Origin of the sequence: Chryseobacterium flavum, assembly GCF_003385595.1 — a bacterium.
Lineage (GTDB): Bacteria > Bacteroidota > Bacteroidia > Flavobacteriales > Weeksellaceae > Chryseobacterium > Chryseobacterium flavum.
In genome coordinates this window covers 80,385-100,803 of sequence record NZ_QNUE01000004.1, presented here as the reverse complement: position 1 = coordinate 100,803, position 20,419 = coordinate 80,385, and the positions used below count along the sequence as shown (strand labels likewise).

The 20,419-nt window shown below is 38.0% G+C and carries 16 protein-coding genes and 7 tRNA genes; 10 read left to right on the top strand and 13 right to left on the bottom strand.

What is annotated here, in order from left to right; all coding sequences use genetic code 11:
- Nucleotides 1–8: 8 nt before the first annotated feature.
- The 8 genes from DRF59_RS06020 to DRF59_RS05985 form a co-directional block, all read right to left on the bottom strand.
- Nucleotides 9–1,151 carry a cytochrome-c peroxidase gene (locus DRF59_RS06020; protein ID WP_115957797.1) on the bottom strand — a complete coding sequence of 381 codons (1,143 nt, stop codon included), beginning with the start codon at nt 1,149–1,151 and terminating at the stop codon, nt 9–11.
- Between the two features lies 1 nt (nt 1,152).
- Entirely contained in the window at nt 1,153–2,739 is a 1,587-nt protein-coding gene (locus DRF59_RS06015; RefSeq protein ID WP_115957795.1) for a DUF6850 family outer membrane beta-barrel protein, read from the bottom strand.
- A complete protein-coding gene (locus DRF59_RS06010; RefSeq protein WP_115957793.1) occupies nt 2,726–4,078 on the bottom strand; it encodes a DUF4876 domain-containing protein in 1,353 nt (450 codons plus the stop codon). The genes DRF59_RS06015 and DRF59_RS06010 overlap by 14 nt, the downstream gene beginning before the upstream one ends.
- Before the next feature lie 11 nt (nt 4,079–4,089).
- Entirely contained in the window at nt 4,090–6,786 is a 2,697-nt protein-coding gene (locus DRF59_RS06005) for a TonB-dependent receptor plug domain-containing protein (RefSeq protein WP_115957791.1), read from the bottom strand.
- Between the two features lie 205 nt (nt 6,787–6,991).
- Entirely contained in the window at nt 6,992–8,038 is a 1,047-nt protein-coding gene (locus DRF59_RS06000) for a hypothetical protein (RefSeq protein WP_115957789.1), read from the bottom strand.
- A gap of 45 nt (nt 8,039–8,083) precedes the next feature.
- The gene (locus DRF59_RS05995) at nt 8,084–8,938 is read right to left on the bottom strand and encodes a glycosyltransferase family 2 protein (protein WP_115957787.1); all 855 of its coding nucleotides are present in this window, start codon (nt 8,936–8,938) and stop codon (nt 8,084–8,086) included.
- A 78-nt stretch (nt 8,939–9,016) separates the two neighbouring features.
- On the bottom strand, nt 9,017–10,417 hold the full coding sequence (gene aspA / locus DRF59_RS05990) for an aspartate ammonia-lyase (protein WP_115957785.1): 1,401 nt from the start codon (nt 10,415–10,417) through the stop codon (nt 9,017–9,019).
- Between the two features lie 72 nt (nt 10,418–10,489).
- Nucleotides 10,490–11,515: an N-acetylmuramoyl-L-alanine amidase gene (locus DRF59_RS05985; protein WP_115957783.1), complete on the bottom strand. Its 1,026-nt coding sequence runs from the start codon at nt 11,513–11,515 to the stop codon at nt 10,490–10,492.
- Between the two features lie 135 nt (nt 11,516–11,650).
- On the opposite strand from DRF59_RS05985, the gene DRF59_RS05980 reads away from it, so the two are divergent.
- The 5 genes from DRF59_RS05980 (at nt 11,651) to DRF59_RS05960 (ending at nt 13,511) form a co-directional block, all read left to right on the top strand.
- Nucleotides 11,651–11,735 (top strand) — tRNA-Ser (locus DRF59_RS05980).
- Between the two features lie 14 nt (nt 11,736–11,749).
- Nucleotides 11,750–11,824 (top strand) — tRNA-Pro (locus DRF59_RS05975).
- Between the two features lie 42 nt (nt 11,825–11,866).
- Nucleotides 11,867–11,940: transfer RNA gene (locus tag DRF59_RS05970), tRNA-Arg, on the top strand.
- A gap of 245 nt (nt 11,941–12,185) precedes the next feature.
- Nucleotides 12,186–12,773 carry a Crp/Fnr family transcriptional regulator gene (locus DRF59_RS05965; protein ID WP_115957781.1) on the top strand — a complete coding sequence of 196 codons (588 nt, stop codon included), beginning with the start codon at nt 12,186–12,188 and terminating at the stop codon, nt 12,771–12,773.
- Nucleotides 12,774–12,827: 54 nt separating this feature from the next.
- Nucleotides 12,828–13,511, top strand: coding sequence for an MBL fold metallo-hydrolase (locus DRF59_RS05960; RefSeq protein WP_115957779.1), 684 nt, complete (start codon nt 12,828–12,830; stop codon nt 13,509–13,511).
- Between the two features lie 183 nt (nt 13,512–13,694).
- On the opposite strand, the gene DRF59_RS05955 is transcribed toward DRF59_RS05960, so the two are convergent.
- Entirely contained in the window at nt 13,695–14,219 is a 525-nt protein-coding gene (locus tag DRF59_RS05955; RefSeq protein WP_115957777.1) for a thermonuclease family protein, read from the bottom strand.
- A gap of 376 nt (nt 14,220–14,595) precedes the next feature.
- On the opposite strand from DRF59_RS05955, the gene DRF59_RS05950 reads away from it, so the two are divergent.
- The 4 genes from DRF59_RS05950 (at nt 14,596) to DRF59_RS05935 (ending at nt 15,019) form a co-directional block, all read left to right on the top strand.
- Nucleotides 14,596–14,670, top strand: a tRNA-Pro gene (locus tag DRF59_RS05950).
- A 16-nt stretch (nt 14,671–14,686) separates the two neighbouring features.
- A tRNA-Arg gene (locus DRF59_RS05945) sits at nt 14,687–14,760 on the top strand.
- 93 nt (nt 14,761–14,853) lie between these two features.
- Nucleotides 14,854–14,928: transfer RNA gene (locus DRF59_RS05940), tRNA-Pro, on the top strand.
- A gap of 17 nt (nt 14,929–14,945) precedes the next feature.
- Nucleotides 14,946–15,019 (top strand) — tRNA-Arg (locus DRF59_RS05935).
- Nucleotides 15,020–15,123: 104 nt separating this feature from the next.
- Here the strand turns inward: DRF59_RS05935 and DRF59_RS20900 are convergent.
- The 4 genes from DRF59_RS20900 to DRF59_RS05915 form a co-directional block, all read right to left on the bottom strand.
- Nucleotides 15,124–15,336 (bottom strand): hypothetical protein, encoded by a 213-nt coding sequence (locus DRF59_RS20900; protein WP_115957775.1) that lies wholly within the window; start codon nt 15,334–15,336, stop codon nt 15,124–15,126.
- Nucleotides 15,337–15,510: 174 nt separating this feature from the next.
- Nucleotides 15,511–16,356, bottom strand: a complete 846-nt coding sequence (locus tag DRF59_RS05925) for an SH3 domain-containing protein (protein ID WP_115957773.1) — start codon at nt 16,354–16,356, stop codon at nt 15,511–15,513.
- Between the two features lie 12 nt (nt 16,357–16,368).
- On the bottom strand, nt 16,369–17,199 hold the full coding sequence (gene prmA, locus DRF59_RS05920) for a 50S ribosomal protein L11 methyltransferase (protein WP_115957771.1): 831 nt from the start codon (nt 17,197–17,199) through the stop codon (nt 16,369–16,371).
- A gap of 135 nt (nt 17,200–17,334) precedes the next feature.
- A complete protein-coding gene (locus DRF59_RS05915; RefSeq protein ID WP_115957769.1) occupies nt 17,335–19,008 on the bottom strand; it encodes a glutamine--tRNA ligase/YqeY domain fusion protein in 1,674 nt (557 codons plus the stop codon).
- Nucleotides 19,009–19,148: 140 nt separating this feature from the next.
- Between DRF59_RS05915 and DRF59_RS05910 the strand changes: the two genes are divergently transcribed.
- The gene (locus DRF59_RS05910; RefSeq protein ID WP_115957767.1) at nt 19,149–20,279 is read left to right on the top strand and encodes an alpha/beta hydrolase; all 1,131 of its coding nucleotides are present in this window, start codon (nt 19,149–19,151) and stop codon (nt 20,277–20,279) included.
- The last annotated feature ends 140 nt before the right edge of the window (nt 20,280–20,419 follow it).

Genomic DNA, 20,419 nt, shown 5'->3' with positions numbered 1-20,419 from the left:
CTTTATGATTATTGAGCCGGAAGTTCCGGAGGTCTCATCTTATATTTATAGCTGTTAAGTGTTTTCAGAAAAGCGACAATATCAAATACTTCGTCATCTGTCAAATTAAGCTTTACTATCATTGGTGATTTATGTAGGAACTTTGGATCATTCAGCTGGTTTGCTTTAGGAATTTCCCTTCCCATTCCCGCATTATACATCATGATTACATTTGCAAGTTCAGGAAAAAGCCCGTTATGCATATAAGGTTTATTATCTGTAACCTCACGCAGGGTTGGAGTCTTAAACTTTCCGACATCTTCATTTTTAAGGGTCTCTTTATACCTGCCCAGGTCCTCATATTTCCTCCCGTAATAAGTAAGTCCCAGATTATGAAACTTCTGATCTGAAAAATACGGAGTATTATGGCAGTTGATACAATTCGCTTTGGTACGGAACAAATGCAGCCCGTTCACTTCAGAATCTGTAAGTTCATTTTTCTTTCCTCCAATAAACTTATCAAAACGGGATGCAGGACTTATCAATGTTCTTTCAAATGTGGCAATCGCCCTGGAAATTCGATCTTCCGTAACCTCTTTGGACCCAAAAGCCTTCTCAAAATACACTCTGTATCCTTTTACTTTACGGATATTTTTTGTTGCAAGCCTGTAGTGCAGGTTCATTTCAACCGGGTTTTCTATCGGGGATTTCACCTGTTCTTCCAATGACATTACCCGCCCGTCCCAGAATAAAGTTTTAGCATATCCGATATTCAGTAAAGTAGGAGCATTACGTGTACCGGTCTGCCTGTTGTGACCGAAAGAAACCCTGCTTCCGTCCGCCCATCCCAGTTCGGGGTTATGACAATTCGCACAGGAAATCTGGCCTGAACCTGATAAGCGGGGATCAAAAAAAAGCATCTTCCCCAGTTCTGCCTTATCTTCAGAGTAAGGATTGTCAGCAGGAAAAACCATTTCAGGGAGCGCTCCTATATCCTGAAATCCTTCTTTAGCTTCATCAAAAAGAGAGACTTTTGGCCATAAAGCATGATTTCCACTTCCATACATTTCCCGTAATTCTGTTATTGTATAACCTGCCGGGTCATTTGAAGTATAGGCAGACATTATAATGATTGACACGATAGCAATTACAGCTAAATACCTTTCTTTCATTTTAATAAAATACTTTAAGTGCAAAACTAGCAATAATGTTAGCATTCCCGTTATAATCAGGTACCGCCTGTTTGTATTGACGGCTTGCAAGCCAGTTCTGCGTTACTACTCCTTCAATTTCATAACGGATCTTTTTACGATCCATCTTATATTTTACATTAATGGTAAGACCCGCTTTGGCGGAAGCATCATATTTATAATCAGGAATAGCAATTCTTTGTACAAATATATTTTCTCTGGTACTCTGATAAGGGAGGTAACTAAAATTTTTACGCACAGGAATATACAGGTACTGCTCTAATCCTAACGCAAGCTTATCTGACGGATTTAAACGGAATTCTTTTTCATATCCGAGATCATACTGAAGATAATTAATTTCCCGATCAAGAACTACAGAAATATCTTTCACCCTGTTTCGTCCATACAAAAGATCCATATGAATCTTCTGAGACTCATTTCCGGAATTGAACCAGCTCAGGCTATTATTCCAGGCAAGCTGATACTGATGAAGCCTGTACGTTTTATATTGAAGTGCATAATTATAATTATCATCCAGCTGATCCCGGAAATCAATCTTTGAAGCCCAGTTATAACCATTAAATTTACCTAAAAACCCGGCATATATACGGTGTTTGTCTGTTCTAAGCCCTGAATATTTATTGTACACCCTGCGTTCCCTGTTATCTGTTCCTTTATAGGAATAAATCCTGTAAAAACGTTCAATAAAATACTGATAATCATAGCCGACACTAAAGTGAATATTTTTATTATTAAATGCATATTCACCACCCCAGATGTATCCGTCAGATTTATATTCAGTGGATGAATAAAGCTCACCTTTATACTGATTTCCATACCCTTCATTATACCGGATATAAACACTGTCCATAGAAGGAACATTGGTATTCAGATTGACATACATGATATCATTCTTCTTATAGTCATTAAAGTATTTTCCTTTTACAAAAAGAGTATGTTCTCTCCAATTAATTCCGACCTTGGAAAAAACATTATAAACGTAATGATCTGTTTTCGGGCGGGGATCAGCATCCCTGTAGGCTTTGGAGAAATTCCCTTCAACTCCCAGCTGTGTAATCAGAAAATTTAAAGGCCTGTAAGCCATCACACCGTAAATATTATAATCCTGTTTCAGCCAGTCTCCCGGTCTTGGTGCATAGTAATAGGAAGGATTATGTATGAAAGACTGATTTGTAGTTCTCTCATCTGTCAGGATAAAAGGAACTGCATATTCTTTTTCACGTACTGCATTCAAACTCCCTGAAAGTGCTATTTTCGGTGATAGCTGAAATACTCCCTGAGAATTAAAATTAAAGGCCTCAGATTTCTCCGGAGACTGAACTCTCTTGAAATTTTGCTTATTAACTGTATAGCTGAAGGTCGTCATGGAAAAATCCAGAGGATGAAAAAAACTCAGATATGGATTTTCCAGTCTGATATTTTTTTCGACAGTACTGATGTCTATACTATCCATTCTGTTTTCCTGAGAAAACAAGCCTTGATGAACCATCAGGAGCAGGAGTACAGGAAAACATCTGTAAAAGGAATGTATGTTTTTATAATGGTGCATTGCCTCTTGGGTTTGCTTTAATCGTTGTAAAGTCGTTTTGAGAATTATTCGTATCCATCAGAACCACTCTGCCATTAATAACTTCTTTTATCTTACGGATTATAGAATAAGAGCTGTAATCAGGATAAGGTGCCCCTGTTTCATCTTTTATAAATGCTCTTGTAGCATCAATATCTGCGGGCAGATCTTTTGGAGCTTTTAATTCTTTATCTGTTGTATCTACACCATCGATAATCATTTTCTTAGGAATTCTGGCAAATAAAGAACCTGTTAAATTCTTGGGACTTGGTACTTTTGCAAAAGCAGAAACCTCATCAGGTGAAGCTTTGAAAATAATAAATGCCGGTCTGGAAGTCGGGGACAATAATAAATCTTTGGAAGCGGCTGCCCAATGCACGATCTGCATATCAGGAACCATTACATTCTGAATATCATACATATAAGGACTTCCCCCATTTGCTGTAAGATAATCTCCAAGATAGGTTTCAAAATCTGCTCCGCTAAGGTCTACCGTCAGTTCAGGCTTTTTGATAGGAACCGATTGTCCGTTAAGATTATCGTAAGGAGCTTTATGATTAATAGCTGTTTGGGCAATAACAATACTTTTTCCCGGCAAAACAGGGTATTGATTTCCACTGCCGGGAATTTTGATGACAATATTGGCATATACGTAATCAGTATTGGCTGTTCCACCGATATTGTTTCCGGTAGACTGGCTCCAGTCGTACTGTCCGTTTGCCAGTGTATAAGAAGCAACATTGCTGTTTGTATTCCCCTCAAGAAGCGCTATGTATAAACCATCAGCAAAAATGGTCTCTTCAGAATTATTGTAAATTTCAAGGAAATGATCCCTGAAGACCGCTCCTTCAGTAGTGGAAGAGCCTGCATAATATACCTGCTTAATCACCAGATCCCCTACTCTTCCCGAAGAAAGAGTAATCACTGTTGAAGAAATATTGGCATTGATAATGACTTTTTCCTGCATTCCCCCAAAGTGGACTTCAGAGCTCGCAACAGAAGAGCCAAAGAAATCCTGATACTCCTGCTTGGTCATTTTAGATTCTGCTGTGATATTATACGTTCCGGGAAGGATGGCTTCAAATTTCAGTTCACCATTGGCATCTGTTTTACCTATAATCTTATCCCCGGTCGAAGTATTTTCGAGAATAATATCAGCATTGGCTGCCTTTTTCCCGCCAAGCTTTTCTGCATCATATTTTGCTGCAATTGTAAATGGTACCGGCTGAAGGTCACCCCCTCCGCCGAAATCATCTTCTCTTTTACATCCTGTAATCAATAAAAAAAGAGGTAAAAACAAATAGGTTATTATATTCTTCATAATGCTATATTTTAAAATTTATAGGAAACATTTGCTCCGAAAGAAGTGGGAGTGAAATTTGTGTAAGCAGTTCCGTATTCATTATAGGCTTTCAGGTTGAAAACATTATTTACGTAAACAGAAATTCTGAAACCACTTAAGAAATCCTTTGTCACCCGCAGATGTATGTTGTGAAGGGTTTTATTACCCAGGCCCGACAATGATTCTTCGGATGGTTTTCTGAAAAGGTTCTGATATATAGGGTTATTTCGTTCTCCATCCGGAATCATCACTGTATTAAGCTGTGGATCAATATAACCGATCGGATAAATATCATTGCCACCCGTAAGTCTCTTATCGATAAGGAAATGATCGGTACGAAGGCCGATAATCAGTCCCGAAGACGGCAGATGATAATCAAAACTAAAACTGGCCCTCGCCATAGTAGCCTCTGTATGAGTATCATTATATAACCCATACTGAAAATCAGGATCCGGAATAGCAGGAGCTATAATACTGGGGATGCCTTCATTTTTTTTACTTTTTGTTTTTACATACGAAGCATTAAATCCGGTAATGAGATTCAAAGCTTTTATTTTTTTAAAGGATACCATCATCTCCAGACCTGCATCCGATGATTCATAGCCATTGATAATCCTGTTCTGGAGATAATAAAACTTCTCAGTTCCTACAATTTCGAAGGTCGGAATATGGGTTCCCTCTGCAGAGACCTCCACTTTTGCCTTATCCATCATTTTTGCTACAGATATAGTACTGAAGCCATCGAAGAGCTTATTGTAATACCCAGTAAGATTAAAGGTTGCAAACGGCAGCTTATAATCTATCCCGATTTCTGTTTTCCAGCTCTTTGAAGGAGTAAGTTCTGAATTATCCCCCGGAGTAACTACAGTCTGCATTATTCCCACAGTATAATATCCTGGAAGTCTGTAATCCCCTAAAAGGATATCAAAATATCTAGGTCCTGTATACAGCTGATTGAGTGACGGGGCCTTGGAAGTAAGTCCCAGACCGGCACGTAATGTAAAATCCTTTATCTGATACGATGTATTGATCCTTGGTGATATGGTAGACCTGCCATTCTGTATATCATAACGAAGACCCAGATTTGTCCTTAATGTATGTTTATTGCTGAATCTTTTAAATATATTATCCTGTATATAGAATGCATACTGTGAGGTAGCCAGTACATTATCCTGATAATTATAGTCCCTCACTCCATTTGCTGTTCCCCCTGCAGTGGCAATGGTAGAGAACTGCCCTGCTGTTCCGTATTTTCCTTTCCCAAGATTATCTCCATACCTGAAATTAAAACCCACAGAATACATATGTACCCATTTTCTGGAAGAGGTATAAACTCCGTCAGCATTGACATTGAAGTAAACATTTACAGGCTTTCCATCTACAAACGTCTGATTTTCATAGCTTGGCGGAGTGTAGGGTGCGTAGTATACACTATTATCAAGCGCATTACCATAAGGCCTGGAGCCTTGATTCAGGAAATACCTTCTTTCTGTGAACTGTGTTGAATAGTTCAGTCCAACATCTGCTCCTACAGTGTTAAATACTTTCCTTCCCGTACCCCTTATTGTATACTTAAAATTATTACTGATTGCAAAACTCTTATTATTACTGTTGATTACCACTCCGGTAAGGTCATCAGGATCTTTTTTCCCATTGCTCGTATTCTGGGAAAAAGAGAAAGATAGCTTATTTTTGATATTCGTTGTACTAATCCCCCAAAGTACATTGGTATTGATCCTGTCGTATCCTATGAGACTTGTCCTCGGATCTGTAATAGAATTCATATATCCTGCAGAAACACTCAGCGCCTGGTTATTTTTCAGGGCAAATCCCCGGGTAAGGCCTAACTGATAGGTTCCTTCCCTGATCGATGCATCCAGTCTCAGCGGTGACCGTTTCGCAAAAGTCTCTACTTTGATAAGGCCGGAAGTAAGGTCTCCGTATTTTGCATCAGGAATCCCCTGAATTACTTCAATCCGTTCAATATTTTCTGTAGGAATTTCACGCAGGTCAACACCGAAATTCGGTTGTGAAGGCGTTAAAGTTCCTGACCTTCCTGACGTACTGAAATTAACACCGAACGGCGAGCTGTAGGCTGAGTTATAACTCTGCATATTCTCATTATTGGATAATGCAATATCATTTACCATAACCTGTACACCAAATGCCTTGTTCCCTGCTTCATCTCCGGACAGCAAGGTAGAATTGGATGCCACTGAAGTGCCACTTGCCGTACGAAAGACAATATTTTTAAATTGGGTATTATCAAAAGGCTGTATAAACTGGCCTGGCAGCTGCTGAAGAACATCTCCAATCGAAAATGACTGTATATTCTGAAGTGCTTCCTGTTTGATTTCTATTTCAGAGAAATTTTTCTTTCTGGCAGTAAGCTCAATACCTTCTATTCTGATATCGGATACAACATCTGTAGGAACGATAGCAGCGTGCTTACCCTGCACAACAAGTTTTTCATTCTTTTTTAAAAAAACAGTTTTTGTGGGCTTCCCGGCCTGCCTGAAAATGATTTCACATCCCCCTGTATAGGTAATTATGCCTTTTTCTTCATAAACCCTATCGCACCTTTTAACTTCAAAAGTACCGGAATTCAGGTCTATCTTTTGTTCCTGACCATAGAAAACCGCAACAGAACCTATGGACAGGACCGCACTCAATACAATTCGTTTCAATTTTTTATAATTAGACCGCGAAGTTATTTATAATTTTTCTAAATAAAAACAATAAGACATTGAAATTTATCACTTTTATAAAAAATTGTACATAAAAATACGTTATCATCAATTAATCCACCAGAAGGTGAAAAAGCTAATAGTAAAAAAACGCCCTCAGACCAATGCAGAGAACGCTTTACCTTCATAAGATGTTAATATTAGGCTATATAGAAATTGACCTGGATAAAATCTGTTCTGTTTTTTTAAGGATTTCCTTTTTACTGTAATACTTTTGAAAATCAAAATAAGCAGCGGACAACTGTTCTATCTGTTCAAGAATATCTTCTTTTTCAGGAACAATAAAATCAAGTTTAGTTGAGTAGCCAGCCGGAAAGACAGCCCATTTTCCGTAGGTAACGGCATCCCCTGTATTACCGGTCATTTTAGTCATTCCGTAAACTTCCTTCATGCTGAAAAATTCAGTCTCCTCCCGGATCGGGCACCAGAGGACATCTGCATCCTGCATCCATTTTTCAAAATCCCCGGAAGAAACCCTTTCTGAAAAGTAAACGATACGGATATTCTCCGGAACTTTTCCAGATAGTTCTTTCAGTTTTTTTAATTCTTTATCCTTTGCTTTACCTAAACATACAAACGTATAGCGTTTATCTGTTTTTAAATTTTGGATGGTTTCAAAAATGTGATTGTAATCCCTCCTTATCTGGGAAACACCTCCGGGAATAACCACAATCTTATCGTCATTTTCAGTCTTATCAAAATTCCTGGTATAAAAAAGTGGCAAAAACCGATATTTCTCTGAACTCAGTGCTTCGTCCAGAACGAGAAGAGATTTTGAGGTTTCGTATACTTTAGAGGAATTAAAGAGTCCTTCTTTCACCCATAGCTTCAGCCTGTAAGCCACATCTCCCTTGAAGACACTTTTAAACAGGTCCCATTTTGAAGCTTTGGAAAAATTCAGATTGTGAACAATAAGTGCGGCATTATATTTTTGGACAATGGTAAGAAAAGTAGTAAAGAAACGGTGTACTGTCCCTATAACAACCAGATCATATTCTTTGGTCTTCAGCTGGTCTAAAATCATAGAACTATCTGAAAGAAAAACAGTTTCATTCTTTTTATTGACCTGATTTCCAATTTTTTTTGAAAAATAGTAATCTACAGCAAAACTTTCTGAGTCTTCCATTATATCCATAAAAGACTGGGCAATCTCCGCATGGGTATCTATTTCTATATAGGCTATTTTTTTCACTGGCTGGCAGGATTGTCTGATTATTTCAATTTCATCATTAGTACATCACATCTTAAGCCATTTTTTCTTCAGCATATTCCACCTGCGGGCATTGATAGCTTTCTGCTCTTCTTTTGTGATTTTCAGTTCTATTTTTTTTGATCTGCAACGCTCATAAGAACCAACAATATTAAAGAAAAACAATGGAGATTTGATTTTCAGAGCTTCTTTAGCTGCAGCTGTATAAGCCAGAAACCTGTTCAACCCCAGAAAATAAAAATACCGGCCATAATAATCTGCAGGCCTGATCGTATAATCAGCACCTTTGACTTTGATAAGCTTAACCTGTAGACCGGGTATGACTATCTCCTTCCATCCCAAATCTTCCAACAATATGGAATCTATATTGTCCCAGCCCAGTGTTTCCCGCAATCCTCCGATCTGAATAAAACATTCTCTACGATATGCCTTCATAGGGCCTCTTACGTGATGTTTATTGGAGTTTCCTTCATAGATCCATTTTCCGTCTTTCTCTACATACAGTAATCCTCCGACTAATCCATAAGTTTGATTATTAGTAAATGCTTTCCCTACTTCTTCAAGATAATTTTCAGGAAGAATAATATCGGCATCAAATTTACAAATGATGTCAAATTCATCAACAGGCTCCGTCTGAAGACCATTTTTAAAAGCATGGACTATTTTTGACCCCGGCTGATGTTCCGATTTCTGAAGATTAATGGTTGTAAAGCGGACATCATTTTCTGTGTATCTGCTGATCACCTCTGATGTCCTGTCTGTGGAACCGTCATTAACAACTACCACTCTAAAATCTTTACAGCTTTGTTTCTGCAGAGAATCCAGGGTAAGCGGAAGGTTCTTCTCTTCGTTATGTGCAGGAATTATTATTAAAAACCTCACGATTATTTTATAAGTGAATGAATAAGTGATAAATGACTTAGTTGTCCTGTGATCATTTATCACTTATGTTATAGAATGTTACTTGTTATGCGGTCTAAGCATATTCTTAGGATCAAGGATTTCATCCAGTTTTTCCTGAGAAAGAATTCCTTTTTCCAAAACGAGATTATAAACGCTTTTTCCTGTTTCCAGTGCTTCTTTAGCAATCTGTGTAGACTGTTTATACCCAATATATGGATTAAGTGCCGTAACAATACCGATACTATGTTTTACCATGTTTAGACAAACTTCTTTATTTGCCGTTATTCCAACCACACATTTTTCACGAAGGGTATCCAGGGCATTGCAAAGGAAGTTGATATTTTCCATAATTGCATGTGAAAGAACGGGTTCCATCACATTAAGCTGTAATTGTCCTGCTTCAGCGGCAAACGTTACTGTCAGATCGTTTCCGATTACTTTAAAGCACACCTGGTTCACTACTTCCGGAATCACCGGATTTACTTTACCCGGCATAATAGATGATCCCGGCTGCATCGGAGGAAGATTTATTTCAAAAAGTCCTGCTCTTGGCCCCGAAGAAAGCAATCTCAGGTCATTACAAATCTTTGATAATTTTACGGCAAGACGCTTCATGGCTGAAGAATAGATTACATAAGATCCTGTATCCGGTGTTGCCTCTACCAAATCCGGCGCAGAAACAATTGGAAAACCTGTGATCTGTGCCAGGTTTTTAGCACAAAGCGCGGCATAGCCCACCGGTGCATTTAATCCTGTACCAATTGCTGTAGCTCCCATATTCACTTCCACAAAAAGCTCCGCATTATTGTTCAGTTTGGAAATATCTTCTTCCAATGTTGCGGCAAAAGCCTCAAATTCCTGTCCCAGTGTCATCGGTACGGCATCCTGAAGCTGTGTACGTCCCATCTTGATTACATCCTGAAATTCCCGTCCTTTAGACCTGAAAGCGGCAATAATTTTCTCCAGCTTGTCTACCAGACCGATATTCATGTGTAACAATCCCATTTTGATTGCTGTAGGATAGGCATCATTCGTAGATTGGGAGAGGTTAATATGGTCATTCGGTGAGCAGAATTCATACTCTCCTTTATTCTTACCCAGTTTTTCCAATACAATATTGGCAATTACTTCATTCGCATTCATATTGATTGAAGTACCTGCTCCGCCCTGAATCATATCTACAGGGAATTGCTCGTGATATTTTCCACCAATGATTTCATCACATGCCTCTGCTATCTTAAAATAAAGACTTTCATCAAGAAGCCCTAATTCATAGTTGGTCTTGGCAGCAGCTTTTTTTACAACAGCCAGACCTTTGATAAAATCCGGATATGAAGACAACAGCTGTCCCGAAATTTTAAAATTGTTAATTGCTCTTTGCGTCTGAACCCCATAATAAGCATCTAAAGGCACATTCAGCTCGCCTAATAAATCACTCTCTTTTCTGAAATTTTCCATTACAGATATTTTACTGTTTTTGATCGTTTAAAGATAGCAAAAACGCATCTAACCGATGCGTTTTAATATGAATTATTTTACCGGATATTTTTGATTTAAAGCCTGCAGTATTGCCCATGTTTCAGCATCCATAATTCCATCATAATTCTGAGGACGGAAATGGTACTGGAAAGCTTCTATTGTTTTCTTTGTTGCATCATCCCATTTTCCACTGGCTTCCACTCCATATCCGAATTTCTGCAAGGCAGTCTGAACAAGGAAAATAAAAGACGGCTCATTGTATCTTGTTGCAAAATCTGTTTCGGCCATGCTGACAAGACCTTGCTTGGTTGCTTCATCATACCACATTCCTATCTGATATTCATCATATAGTTTTTTCCACGGAAACATTGGTCCGGGATCCTGTTTTCTGGTAGGTGCAATATCTGAATGAGCCAGCACATTAGTTGCAGGAATCTGATATCTTGTAATAATATCTTTAGCCAGGGCAGCCACTTTTCTTACCTGCTCATCACTGAACGGTGCAAATATCCTCTTTCCTGTACTATCGGAAGAATATCCGGCATTTACAATCTCAACACCGATGGATGTATCATTAAGATTTTTATCGTTTCTCCATGAGCTTACTCCTGCATGATAAGATCTTTTGTTTTCATCTACCAGCTGATAGATTTCATTATCTCCTGTATTATTAACCAGATAGTGTGCACTTACTGCCTGCTGGGTAAGCACAGTAATCGATTTATCATCCGGAAGTGCGGTATAATGCAATATTAAGTAACGTTGTCTGAAATTCTGTGCAATAGCCGGAAAATAAGTTTTAACCACTTTATACCCTGCAGGTTTTGCAGAAACTATTGAGCCATAACTTGCTGTATTATCATTCTTCGTAGGATCTGCTATATTGGTTGTAAAAAAGTCTACTCCATGATCAGATACAACTTTCGGTTTTGGAGCAACCGGAACAGGTGTTTTAGCAACTGGTTTCGGCTGTGCTACGGGGGTTTTCGGCTTGTAAGTATTTTTTTTCACATTTTGTTGGGAGGTACATGAAAAAACAAAAGCGCTTAATCCGATGATATATAATGTCTTACGCATTAGTTACGTTTTTTAATGATTTATTACCTCAAAAATACACAAATTTTTCTTGAATTTTATTTGGTAAATAAAGAAATCTATTCTATATTTGCACTCGCAATAACAGAACAACGATCATTAAAAAATAAACAAAAAGGAGGGTTGCCGGAGTGGTTAACGGAGCAGTTTGCTAAACTGTCGACGCGAAAGTGTCGCAAGGGTTCGAATCCCTTACCCTCCGCTCTCTTATATATTCGGGGCGTAGCGTAGTCCGGTCATCGCGCCTGGTTTGGGACCAGGAGGTCGCAGGTTCGAATCCTGCCGCCCCGACTTTTTAATGAGCTTAATCAATTTAAGCAAAATAACGTTTAAGGGTGCGTAGCTCAGCTGGATAGAGCATCTGCCTTCTAAGCAGACGGTCAAAGGTTCGAATCCTTTCGCGCTCACAAAAAACTCACAATTTTTATTGTGAGTTTTTTTGTTTTCCTATGTCTGCAATCATATAAACATTAAAATCATACAGATTACACATCATAGGACATCCTGGTTTCAATCGGACGGCCTGGAATGCTAATTCCTTAGCTTTCGATTCTTTTTTTAATGTTCAATAATTGCTAGATTTGAAAGCTGAATCTGGTATATAATCCATAGAAGGCTAAAAATAAAAGGACAGACAAAAAAAGATCGCGAAATGACTAATGTATTTGAAAATTACCTATCCTCAACAGGAGAATTATCAGCCGAGGAATCCAACTTTTCTGCACAGTTCTTCAAACCGGTACTCATAAAAAAAAATGATTTTTTTATTCGTGAGAATGAAATCTGTCGTTATATTGGATTTATTTCCAGCGGCGCTGTAAAGGCTTACGCAACCGACAAAGACGGAAAGGAAAATATTACCTGTTTTAAGTTTGAAAATGAATTTGTCACCTCGTTTTCAGAGTTTGTAGCGCAGGAAAAATCCAGAAGAAGCATCAGGGCTATAGAAGATTGTACAATCTATAGAATCAGCTATCCGGACTACCAGCATCTGCTTCATCAGGTGACCGCCTGGAACAGCGTTATAAAATCGGTGATGGAACACGAGTATAACCAAAAGGAACGTTATCTTCTGAATTACAATAACAAGTCGGCTGTGGATAAATACCGTCATGTCCTGTCTCACGAACCGATTCTCGTCCAACGCATAACGACACAGGATCTGGCATCGTACCTGAGCATCACTCAGCGATCACTTACACGTGCGAAAGGGCAAATACATAAATCCAACATATTATAGGACAAATGTCCTTATTCAGTACTGAACAACGATGTAGATTTGCGTAAAAAAAATATGCTACGTCAAATTGCTCCCGAAGTGTTCCAGATTCCACTGATGCCACGAAACAGTATCAACAGCTATATTATTGAAGGTGTATTGGTAGACTCCGGGATACGGAGTTCATATACCACTGTAAAGAAAGCTATTGAGAAAATCCCGGTTTATCAACACATACTAACACATGCTCATGCAGACCACCAGGGCTGTAGTGATCAGATCTGCGCTGAATTCGAAATTCCTTTACTCTGTCATCCCGGCGAAGTTTTCAGGACTGAAACAGGTATGGTAACCAACGACTATCCGACTCCGCAACATTGGATAGCCAAGCTTCAACAAAAGTACTGGGCGGGCCAGGGACATAAAGTCGGACGGACAATCGTTGAAAACGACAGGATCGGAAACTTTCGGGTAATAGAAACGCCCGGACATGCGGCAGGTCATATTTCTTTATTCCGTGAGCGGGATGGTGTACTGATAATCGGAGATGCAGCACTGAATATGAACCTGCTCACAACAGCCACCGGCCTGCATCTTCCGCCAAACATATTCACGTCAGACCAGCAGCGCAATATCCAATCGCTTCAGAAGTTAGCGCAACTGAACCCTGCCATTATCTGTTTTGGTCACGGACAGGTTTTGCGAAATACAGATCGGAAGTTTGAGCAATTTGTAACCAAATGTAGTGCTGCTGTTTAAAGGCAGAAATTCTGGAACCATTCTGAGATAAGCAAAGATTACAATTCCAGTAAATCTTTTCTTTTAAATTCTTTATTCGGCAGCTTTCTATAATTTCTGCTTTGGTTGCCCAGTATGCCTAAACAGGATTTATTAAACGATCACCTCCGGAATTACCCGAACTGACATTCTACGCTTACAGAACTATGACAAGGCTGTTTTTCCTTTTATATTCCTTCCTGAAGCTTTATATTTTTTACTTCTGCTTTCACGTTTCATTTTCCTATATTCCCATGGCGCCACTGCATGTACGTCCTGCCAAAGACCTGCTTTTCTACGTTGGGCATTTTCCTGTAACTTTCCTAAAGATGTATCTTTGGAAAAAGGGAAATACCACCATCCGAATCCTTCTTTTATAAGTTCTTTTGACAGGTATTTACCCCCGTCATAATATACCATAGCTATAGAACGCCCATAACGATCTTTAGTAGTCTCAACAAAACTGACCGTTTTACCAAATACCTGTGAAGAAGTAAACTGTTTGGCATTTTTTCCGAATGCCTGCCCGTTTTCAGGACAGTCTACCTCAGCGAGTCTCAGTTTTTTTTGCTGGTTTCCTTCAAGAAGTATGGTAATGGTATCACCATCTGAAATTTTAATAACCTTCCCGCTGGTCTGAGAAAAAATAAGTGCGGGAAAAAACAAACATGCAAATATCAATCGTTTCATTCGGTAAAGATACACTATGAAGATATAAAACCTGATATGTCCGCAGAATTTGCTTTAATTTTTCTGAAAAACACCTTAGAAATACAGATTGATCATTCTTCACATTATTGTGTCAGAATATAATCCCAGAATAATATCCATTATAAAAATTTCCCTGATGCTATAGCAGACTTTACGGCTCCTTCCTTGAAAAAGGAAAAAATATTTCACTTTTACAACATTGGCAACACCATGGTTATGAGCGACCTAAAGCTGTAAAAAAACCTGGTTAAAAAATTAATTAAAAATTATTCCGTTTTTTATTTTTTTAATTAAAAAAGTATTGTACCTTTGCATCCGCAAAAACGAAGTAAATTCGTTAATGATGACAGCCAATCGGGGCGTAGCGTAGTCCGGTCATCGCGCCTGGTTTGGGACCAGGAGGTCGCAGGTTCGAATCCTGCCGCCCCGACTTTTCAAAATTTTAAGGGTGCGTAGCTCAGCTGGATAGAGCATCTGCCTTCTAAGCAGACGGTCAAAGGTTCGAATCCTTTCGCGCTCACTAATGGCTCACAAGAAAATTGTGAGTTTTTTTAATTCAAAAAATGCTTTGTACTTTACCACAGTAAACAAAGTAATTATGATGACCATCCATCGGGGCGTAGCGTAGTCCGGTCATCGCGCCTGGTTTGGGACCAGGAGGTCGCAGGTTCGAATCCTGCCGCCCCGACTTTTTCAAAATTTTAAGGGTGCGTAGCTCAGCTGGATAGAGCATCTGCCTTCTAAGCAGACGGTCAAAGGTTCGAATCCTTTCGCGCTCACAAAAAAACTCACAACTTATTTGTGAGTTTTTTTATTTTATCAGATACTTTTATTTTTCATAAATATTCATAGATATTTAGAAAAATTTTCAAAAATCACTTTTTCAATTTTGAGTTTTCATATACCTGTTAAGATTAAGCACCTTATTATCTTTAGAGTGATAGGTCACTTCCACATAAAAATTAAATAGTTCATATAATGCAAATTCTACATCCCCTTTTATTGAAGAGCTAATTAATTCCCCTTTTTTACAAACCAATTCATATTGCTCAATTTCAGACAGTTGTGAGAATTCATAAAAAGACAATATTTCCATTCTAACTAACTTAAAATCAAAAATAACAAATCCCTACCTATTCACACTATTTATTAGATTAAAAAAATGTAAATTTTATTTTCAATGATTAAGTTAATAGAAATCCTTACTCTTATCCGTTTCGGGATTCCATAAATCAGATATCAATAAAAAAACCGCTGAATTCAGCGGTTTTTACTTTACTTTAAGCTTGTAAAAGCTCCCATCCCAAATATATGTTTTAGTAGAGTGTTTTTTCTTTTCCCTATCGTTATCATCTTTTTCCATTTCCTCCATTTTAAAAATAAAAGCATTTGGAATTCCTCCTTTGTCATTGGGGAAAATATATTGTTCACTGTGATAATAAACATCTGCATCTCCTACATTCATCAGTTGCGGAAGAGCAATTAATTTTCCGCCTTTCATCAGCAGATACTGGTCATAGCTGGCTATACCGCAGGCTTCCCCGGAAACCATTGCTTTTAATGTCAGTTCCACATTCTGCAGCTTATGATTACTTTCAATATTGAATGTTGCGTAACTTAATTCCTCTCCTTTTCCGGTATCAAAATATACCTCATCAACCAGAATATTCCCTTCCATTACTTTAACACCGGCAATATTCTGCTTTATATTCTCATTGAATTCTTCAGTCTTTTTATCAATTGTTTTTGACAATCCGAAAAGAAAATCATATCCGTTTTTGTTGCGATATCCCACGCAAAGGTTTCCTCCCCAAACATATCCTTCGGAAAGAGATTCCCCTTTCTGATAAGATATTTTATACCAGTTGGCTCCCCGTTCTCCCAGCCTCAGAATTGCGTCCTCTTTTTTAAGGATCATTACCTGCTGATTGGATCGTAAAGAATCTAAAATCCCGGAGTTTAGTCCAGGTTCTTTTCTTATTCTGGTCCAATCGGTAAAAATTTTTTGAGCTTTGTTTTCTTCAAAAGAAAAAATCCCGTCTGCATATGCTTCGTTTTCCTGGGCTGAAAAAAAATGCAGCACCAGCACCAGTAAAAACGTTAGTATTGTTCTCATACTTACTGTATATTATGGCTTTACCAGCAATAGACTTACCCATTCTTCACGCTGCAGTTGCTTTTCCAACTGAAGACCGCATTCTTTACAAACTTCCAGAATATCATCTACATCAAAAAAGCAAAGTCCGGAAAGCAGTAATTTTCCACCTTTATTTAAAACTGAAACATAGGCCGGGATATCAGAAATCAGAATATTCCTGTTGATATTTGCCAGAATGATATCAAAATTCTCATTTCCTAAGTTTTCAGCCGTTCCCTGTTCAATATCCAGTTCAACATTATTTCTTACTGCATTTTCTTTTGAGTTTTCTACAGACCACTCATCAATATCAATCGCTTTAGTCTCGCCTGCTCCCTGTTGTTTTGCATAAATAGCAAGAACGGAGGTTCCGCATCCCATATCCAGTACTTTCTTTTCTCTGAAATCAATATCCATCATCTGCTGGATCATCAGATGTGTTGTAGGATGGTGTCCTGTTCCGAAAGACATTTTAGGCTGAATAATAATTTCATGCATTCCTGGTACGGATTCATGGAATTCTGCTCTGATCAATACTTTATCATCGATATTTATCGGCGAGAAATTCTTTTCCCATTCTTCGTTCCAGTTAATATTAGGCATTTCTTCATAAGAATATTCAATCTTAACATTTTCGTTTTCAAAAACCGGAAGTGCCTTAAGCTGATCTTCATGAAAGAGATCTGTCTGGATATATCCTAAAATTCCGTCAATTTCTTCCGTAAAGCTATCAAAACCTATCTCTATAAGCTCTGCCATTAATATTTCATTCCAGGGCTGTAACGGAGAAATTTTAAAATTGAATTCTAAATAATTTTGCATGTGATTAATTTGATGCAAAAATACTAATGTTATTACTGTTAAAAAAATGGAGTACCTATAATTTTCCGGTTTTGAGGATAAAAAAAGCCATCTCAAAAATGAGACGGCTTCTTCTGTTTATTTGTATTATCGTAATTATTCAGGCTTATAAGAGTCTTTCAGCGTTACTGTACGGTTGAATACCAATGTAGTATCTGTAGAATCCTGATCCTTCGTAAAGTATCCGATTCTCTGGAACTGCAATGGCTCTCCTACGGCAACATCTTTTAATCCCGGCTCGGCAAATCCTTGAACAGTAGTTACGGATTCAGGATTGATAAAGTTTAAGAAGTCCACATCTTTTTCTGCATCCGGCTGCTCTACTGTAAACAACTGATTATAGATTCTTACTTCTACAGGAATCGCATGTTTTGCGGATACCCAGTGCAATGTTCCTTTTACTTTTCTTAAGCTTTCTTCTGTTCCGCTTCCTGATTTACTTTTCTCATCATAAGTTGCATAAATGGTAGTAATTTCTCCATTTTCATCTTTTTCTACCCTTTCTGCTTTAATAATATATGCAGATTTTAAGCGGACTTCTCCTCCTAATTTAAGTCTGAAGAACTTATTATTGGCTTCTTCTTTAAAGTCTTCACGCTCAATATACAATTCTCTTGAGAAAGGAATTTCTCTCGTTCCTGCATTTTCCTGCTCCGGATTATTTTCAGTTTCCAGCCATTCCTCTTTATCTTCAGGATAATTTTCTATGACCAGCTTAACAGGATCCACTACTGCCATAACACGTTTGGCGACCTTATTAAGATCTTCGCGTACGCAGAAATCAAGCAACTGAATTTCAATCAGGTTTTCTCTTTTGGCCACGCCTACTTTTTCAATAAAGTTTCTGATAGCTGCCGGTGTGAAACCTTTTCTTCTCATTCCTGAAATAGTAGGCATTCTCGGATCATCCCATCCTGTCACCACTCCTTCAGCAACCAATCTCTGAAGCTTTCTTTTGGATGTGATCATATAAGAAACGTTCATCCTTGCAAACTCCCTTTGTTTAGGAGCTACTTTATTTTCATCATACACCTGTTCCAGATACCAGTTATAAAGAGGTCTGTGGTTTTCAAACTCCAGTGAACATAATGAATGTGATACCTGTTCCAGATAGTCAGATTCGCCATGTGCCCAGTCATACATCGGATAGATTTTCCATGCCGTACCTGTTCTGTGGTGAGGTCTCTTCAGAATTCTGTACATAACAGGATCACGCATATTCATATTTGGAGAAGTCATATCAATTTTAGCACGAAGTGACATCGTACCTTCTTCAAACTCACCATTTTTCATTCTTTCGAATAAATCCAGTGATTCTTCAACCGAACGGTTCCTGTACGGAGATTCCACTCCTGGTTCCGTAGGGTTTTTCCTTTGCTCCGTGATCACTTCTGATGGCTGCTCGTCTACATAAGCTTTCCCTTCTTTAATTAATTGTACAGCCCACTCATAAAGCTGCTGGAAGTAATCTGATGCATACAACTCCTTGTCCCATTTGAAACCTAACCATTCAACGTCTTTCTTAATAGAATCCACGAACTCCTGCTCTTCTTTTTCAGGGTTCGTATCATCGAAACGAAGGTTCACAGGGGCATTGTATTTTTCACCTAAACCAAAATTGATGCAGATCGCTTTTGTATGGCCTACATGCAGATATCCATTGGGTTCAGGGGGAAAACGAAAACGGATCTGTTCTCTTTTCAGACCGTTTGCCAAATCATCTTCTATAATTTGCTCAATAAAATTGAGTGATTTTTTTTCTTCTTCCATTAAATTAGCTTTTGTTTTTAGCAAAAAAAGTAGCACAAAGTTACGGAAAATTTAGGGTTTATAAAAGCGATACACAAAAAGTACAATTGCTTATAATTCAGCATTTTTCCTTACCTTAGGGAAAGTCAAAACTGAATATCATGAGTGTTTATATCTTAAGCAATCGTAAAATCATCCGCCATAAAGGAGAAAGAGCAGATTCTTTTTCCAATGATGAATACTCAATTCCCAATTTCAGAATCGCCAAATGTGATTTTGACGACTATAAAGAACCAACCGCACAATCTAAAAAAAGGAAAGACTATACCAATCGGAACATTCTCAACTATCAGCTTTTTTCAGAACCTGAAAAGCAAGGCTATGAGAATGTTATGGAGGTACTACTCAGTGAAAAAGGAATAAAAGAATCCACCTTAACTGCCAGCAATCTTGGAGGAACCCAAAGAATGTTCTATGAATTATATAAAAACATGTCCTCCACCAAGGAGAGAAGCGATGTTTTAATATTCATCCATGGTTACGCTTATGATTTTGACGACGAATTGCAGGCCATCATTGATCTTAAAAAATTATTCATAGACCGTCCTGAATCTCCTGTTGAACATATCCTGTTTGTCAGCTGGCCGGCTTCAAGCAGCATTGTTCCATTGACCTATTTTGATGATAAGGCTTCGAGCATCAACTCGGGAACATCATTGCTGAGGCTCTTTTATTTTTATACCCAATTTTTAAAAGATATTTTTTCCAACCGTCAGCTTGTCCCATGTAATCAGAGAATCCATATTATGGCTCATTCCATGGGGAACAGAGTACTTCAAAGCATGCTATATAGTCTGAAAAGAGAAAATATCCTTCGGGTTATTGATCAGGTTATTTTACTGAATGCAGATGTGAGCTATAAGGTCTTTGAAGAATCTGAAGACTCTTTCAATAAACTCCCTTTACTGGCAAACCGTATCTCCGTCTATCTCAACAGACAGGATGCTATTTTGGGAATTTCCCAGTTTACCAAAAATATTCTTACTCCCAGATTGGGAAAAAACGGGCCCAGTGATATCAGCCAGCTAAAAGATATTGTTTCAGTCATTGACTGCACTTTTGTTAAAGACGATCTTTTAAACAGCTTTAAATTTGAAGCAGGCAACCATTGGGGGTATCTTTCAAGTTCACAGGTACAAAGTGATATTTTCCAGAATTTATATGGAATTGACAGAAACCTTATTACGAACAGAATAGCTAATAACGAGAATATTTTCACAATTATTTCTTAACTGTAAATTAAAAAAATGTTACAATTTTAAATATTCGTTAAAGTTAACGGATACCACAAAAATGGCATAAATATTGCAATTCATTTATCAGGGAATTACAATTTTTATTATGAAAAAGATTAAAAGGAAGTTTTCTTATA